Source organism: Phytohabitans sp. LZ39 (assembly GCF_059359075.1).
Window position 1 is genome coordinate 1 of record NZ_JCADBM010000053.1, and the last position, 5,388, is coordinate 5,388.

A 5,388-nucleotide genomic window follows, 5' to 3' on the forward strand; every position below is an offset into this window, starting at 1 on the left:
AAGAAGTCCGGCGGTGTCCTACTCTCCCACACCCTCCCGGGTGCAGTACCATCGGCGCTGGAAGGCTTAGCTTCCGGGTTCGGAATGTGTCCGGGCGTTTCCCCTCCGCCATGACCGCCGTAACACTATAAACCTAACAAATCCAACACATGTTGGTTGTTGGTTCAGATTCGCATAGTGGACGCGTAGCAGCTTTGTAGGTCAAGTCCTCGGCCTATTAGTACCAGTCACCTCAACCTGTTACCAGGCTTACAGCTCTGGCCTATCAACCCAATCGTCTATTGGGGGCCTTAACCCATCACTGGGTGGGATACCTCATCTTGAAGCAGGCTTCCCGCTTAGATGCTTTCAGCGGTTATCCCTTCCGAACGTAGCCAACCAGCCGTGCCCCTGGCGGGACAACTGGCACACCAGAGGTTCGTCCGTCCCGGTCCTCTCGTACTAGGGACAGCCCTTCTCAAGTATCCTACGCGCACGGCGGATAGGGACCGAACTGTCTCACGACGTTCTAAACCCAGCTCGCGTACCGCTTTAATGGGCGAACAGCCCAACCCTTGGGACCTGCTACAGCCCCAGGATGCGACGAGCCGACATCGAGGTGCCAAACCATCCCGTCGATATGGACTCTTGGGGAAGATCAGCCTGTTATCCCCGGGGTACCTTTTATCCGTTGAGCGACACCGCTTCCACACGCAAGTGCCGGATCACTAGTCCCGACTTTCGTCCCTGCTCGACCCGTCAGTCTCACAGTCAAGCTCCCTTGTGCACTTACACTCAACACCTGATTGCCAACCAGGCTGAGGGAACCTTTGGGCGCCTCCGTTACCCTTTAGGAGGCAACCGCCCCAGTTAAACTACCCACCAGACACTGTCCCTGAACCCGATCAGGGCCCAAAGTTAGATACCCAAACCCAACAGAGTGGTATTTCAAGATTGCCTCCACCAACACTGGCGTGCCAGCTTCACAGGCTCCCACCTATCCTACACAATCAAGTCCGAATACCAATGTCAAGCTATAGTAAAGGTCCCGGGGTCTTTCCGTCCTGCCGCGCGTAACGAGCATCTTTACTCGTAATGCAATTTCGCCGGGCCTGTGGTTGAGACAGTGGGGAAGTCGTTACGCCATTCGTGCAGGTCGGAACTTACCCGACAAGGAATTTCGCTACCTTAGGATGGTTATAGTTACCACCGCCGTTTACTGGCGCTTAAGTTCTCAGCTTCGCCCCGAAAGACTAACCGGTCCCCTTAACGTTCCAGCACCGGGCAGGCGTCAGTCCATATACAGCGTCTTACGACTTCGCATGGACCTGTGTTTTTAGTAAACAGTCGCTTCCCCCTGCTCTCTGCGGCCATACCACGCTCCACCAGCAAGTGGCTTCACGCGTCCGGCCCCCCTTCTCCCTAAGTTACGGGGGCAATTTGCCGAGTTCCTTAACCACAGTTCACCCGATCGCCTCGGTATTCTCTACCTGACCACCTGTGTCGGTTTAGGGTACGGGCCGCTCGGAACTCGCTAGAGGCTTTTCTCGGCAGCATAGGATCACTGACTTCACCTGAATCGGCTCGGCATCACGCCTCAGCCTTAATGGTGTGCGGATTTGCCTACACACCGGCCTACACGCTTACCCCGGCACAACCACCGGCCGGGCTCAGCTACCTTCCTGCGTCACCCCATCGCTTGACTACTACCACCCAGGTTCCCACGCTCACCAACCTTGACCCGAAGGTCGCAGCCGGCTCGGGCGGTTAGCACAGGAAGGTTCGTCATGGGCGTTCCTTCGCGGGTACGGGAATATCAACCCGTTATCCATCGACTACGCCTCTCGGCCTCGCCTTAGGCCCCGACTCACCCAGGGCGGAATAACCTGGCCCTGGAACCCTTGGTCATCCGGCGGAAGGGTTTCTCACCCTTCTTTCGCTACTCATGCCTGCATTCTCACTCGTACCACGTCCACAACTAGGTCACCCTGCTGCTTCACTCGTGGCACGACGCTCCCCTACCCATCCACACACCTAGACCACAATCCGAAAATCGCAGCCAGGTACATATGTGAATGCCACAGCTTCGGCGGTGTACTTGAGCCCCGCTACATTGTCGGCGCGGAACCACTTGACCAGTGAGCTATTACGCACTCTTTAAAGGGTGGCTGCTTCTAAGCCAACCTCCTGGTTGTCTAAGCGACCCCACATCCTTTTCCACTTAGCACACGCTTAGGGGCCTTAGCTGGTGATCTGGGCTGTTTCCCTCTCGACTACGAAGCTTATCCCCCGCAGTCTCACTGCCACGCTCTCACTTACCGGCATTCGGAGTTTAGCTGATTTCGGTAACCTTGTAGGGCCCCTAGACCATCCAGTGCTCTACCTCCGGCAAGAAACACGCAACGCTGCACCTAAATGCATTTCGGGGAGAACCAGCTATCACGGAGTTTGATTGGCCTTTCACCCCTAACCACAGGTCATCCCCCAACTTTTCAACGTTGGTGGGTTCGGCCCTCCACACGGTCTTACCCGCGCTTCAGCCTGCCCATGGCTAGATCACTCCGCTTCGGGTCTAGAACACGCGACTCAACGCCCTCTTCAGACTCGCTTTCGCTACGGCTACCCCACACGGGTTAACCTCGCCACATGCCACTAACTCGCAGGCTCATTCTTCAAAAGGCACGCCGTCACCTCGAACACAAAGGCTCTCAGCTCCGACGGATTGTAGGCGAACGGTTTCAGGTACTATTTCACTCCCCTCCCGGGGTACTTTTCACCATTCCCTCACGGTACTCGTCCGCTATCGGTCACCAGGGAGTATTCAGGCTTACCAGGTGGTCCTGGCAGATTCACGGCACATTCCACGAGTGCGCCGCTACTCGGGAAAACCCAAAGAAGGCTCGCTGCTTTCGCCTACCGGACTATCACCGTCTACGGTCGGCCTTTCCAGACCATTCAACTAACAACAAGCTTTGTAACTCCTCGAACGCGTGTCAGCACGTCCAATGGGCTCCCACAACCCCGACCACGCAACCCCTGACAGGTATCACACGCAACCGGTTTAGCCTACATCCGCTTTCGCTCGCCACTACTCACGGAATCACAATTGTTTTCTCTTCCTGCGGGTACTGAGATGTTTCACTTCCCCGCGTTCCCTCCTACACCCTATGCATTCAGATGCAGGTGACACCACACAACTGGTGCCGGGTTACCCCATTCGGACACCCTGGGATCACAGCTCGGTTGACAGCTCCCCCAGGCCTATCGCGGCCTCCCACGTCCTTCATCGGCTCCTGGTGCCAAGGCATCCACCGTTCGCCCTTGACAACTTGACCACAAAGATGCTCGCGTCCACTATGCAAATCTCAACAAACAACCAACCCACAACCCCACACCCCAACACCAGCACCACAGACTCTTCATCCACAGCCGGTATATCAGGGCAGGCCATGCCTGGCATGCTCACTTTGCCCGGAGACTCAAACCACCCCCCTCCAACGGGGGCCACCCCCTCAGGGGGTGCGTGGTTTGTTCTCTCAGGACTCAACAGGGTGTCTACACCATCTCCATCCAGCCGCACCAACCCAACATCCGTTCCACGCCACCCAAAGACAGCAGTACTAGGAAAGGCTGGCCGTTGCCAGAGAAAATGTTCGCCAGTGTCTCCGCCAATGAGCACCCCACCACCACACGATTGGGTGATGCGGGCCCCATGCCGCCATTACAGCGGAATGGTGCTCCTTAGAAAGGAGGTGATCCAGCCGCACCTTCCGGTACGGCTACCTTGTTACGACTTCGTCCCAATCGCCAGCCCCACCTTCGACGGCTCCCTCCACAAGGGTTGGGCCACCGGCTTCGGGTGTTGCCGACTTTCGTGACGTGACGGGCGGTGTGTACAAGGCCCGGGAACGTATTCACCGCAGCGTTGCTGATCTGCGATTACTAGCGACTCCGACTTCACGGGGTCGAGTTGCAGACCCCGATCCGAACTGAGACCGGCTTTTTGGGATTCGCTCCACCTCACGGTATCGCAGCCCTTTGTACCGGCCATTGTAGCATGCGTGAAGCCCTGGACATAAGGGGCATGATGACTTGACGTCATCCCCACCTTCCTCCGAGTTGACCCCGGCAGTCTTCGATGAGTCCCCGGCATAACCCGCTGGCAACATCGAACGAGGGTTGCGCTCGTTGCGGGACTTAACCCAACATCTCACGACACGAGCTGACGACAGCCATGCACCACCTGTCACCGCCCCCGAAGGACCCACCATCTCTGATGGTTTTGCGGTGATGTCAAACCCAGGTAAGGTTCTTCGCGTTGCATCGAATTAATCCGCATGCTCCGCCGCTTGTGCGGGCCCCCGTCAATTCCTTTGAGTTTTAGCCTTGCGGCCGTACTCCCCAGGCGGGGCGCTTAATGCGTTAGCTGCGGCACAGAGAACCGGAGAGGCCCCCCACACCTAGCGCCCAACGTTTACAGCGTGGACTACCAGGGTATCTAATCCTGTTCGCTCCCCACGCTTTCGCTCCTCAGCGTCAGTATCGGCCCAGAGACCCGCCTTCGCCACCGGTGTTCCTCCTGATATCTGCGCATTTCACCGCTACACCAGGAATTCCAGTCTCCCCTACCGAACTCTAGCCTGCCCGTATCGACTGCAGACCCGCAGTTGAGCCACGGGATTTCACAGTCGACGCGACAAGCCGCCTACGAGCTCTTTACGCCCAATAAATCCGGACAACGCTCGCGCCCTACGTCTTACCGCGGCTGCTGGCACGTAGTTGGCCGGCGCTTCTTCTGCAGGTACCGTCACTCACGCTTCGTCCCTGCTGAAAGAGGTTTACAACCCGAAGGCCGTCATCCCTCACGCGGCGTCGCTGCATCAGGCTTCCGCCCATTGTGCAATATTCCCCACTGCTGCCTCCCGTAGGAGTCTGGGCCGTGTCTCAGTCCCAGTGTGGCCGGTCGCCCTCTCAGGCCGGCTACCCGTCGTCGCCTTGGTAGGCCATCACCCCACCAACAAGCTGATAGGCCGCGAGCCCATCCCTAGCCGAAAAACTTTCCACCACAGGCCATGCGACCCACAGTGAATATCCGGTATTAGCCCCCGTTTCCGAGGGTTATCCCAAAGCCAAGGGCAGGTTACTCACGTGTTACTCACCCGTTCGCCGCTCGAGTACCCCGAAGGGCCTTTCCGCTCGACTTGCATGTGTTAAGCACGCCGCCAGCGTTCGTCCTGAGCCAGGATCAAACTCTCCAACAAAAACCTGAAGAAATGTCCCGGCAACAAAGTTGCCAAAGGAATCTCCACCAACATCCCAAAAGATGCCGACGGGGAAAAATAAACCAAACTTGGCACTGGCTTATACAAACACCCTGTTGAGTTCTCAAAGAACAAACACACACCGCGA

3 rRNA genes are annotated in these 5,388 nt (G+C 57.3%); all 3 read right to left on the reverse strand.

Features of this window, described 5'->3' with window-relative positions:
- Positions 1 to 5: 5 nt before the first annotated feature.
- The 3 genes from rrf to AC5L36_RS45245 all read right to left on the reverse strand — a co-directional run bounded on the left by rrf (position 6) and on the right by AC5L36_RS45245 (position 5,240).
- A 5S ribosomal RNA gene (gene rrf / locus AC5L36_RS45235) occupies positions 6 to 122 on the reverse strand.
- Between the two features lie 75 nt (positions 123 to 197).
- Positions 198 to 3,314, reverse strand: a 23S ribosomal RNA gene (locus AC5L36_RS45240).
- 410 nt (positions 3,315 to 3,724) lie between these two features.
- Positions 3,725 to 5,240 (reverse strand): 16S ribosomal RNA (locus AC5L36_RS45245).
- Together the 16S, 23S and 5S rRNA genes form the textbook arrangement of a ribosomal RNA operon.
- Between the last annotated feature and the right edge of the window lie 148 nt (positions 5,241 to 5,388).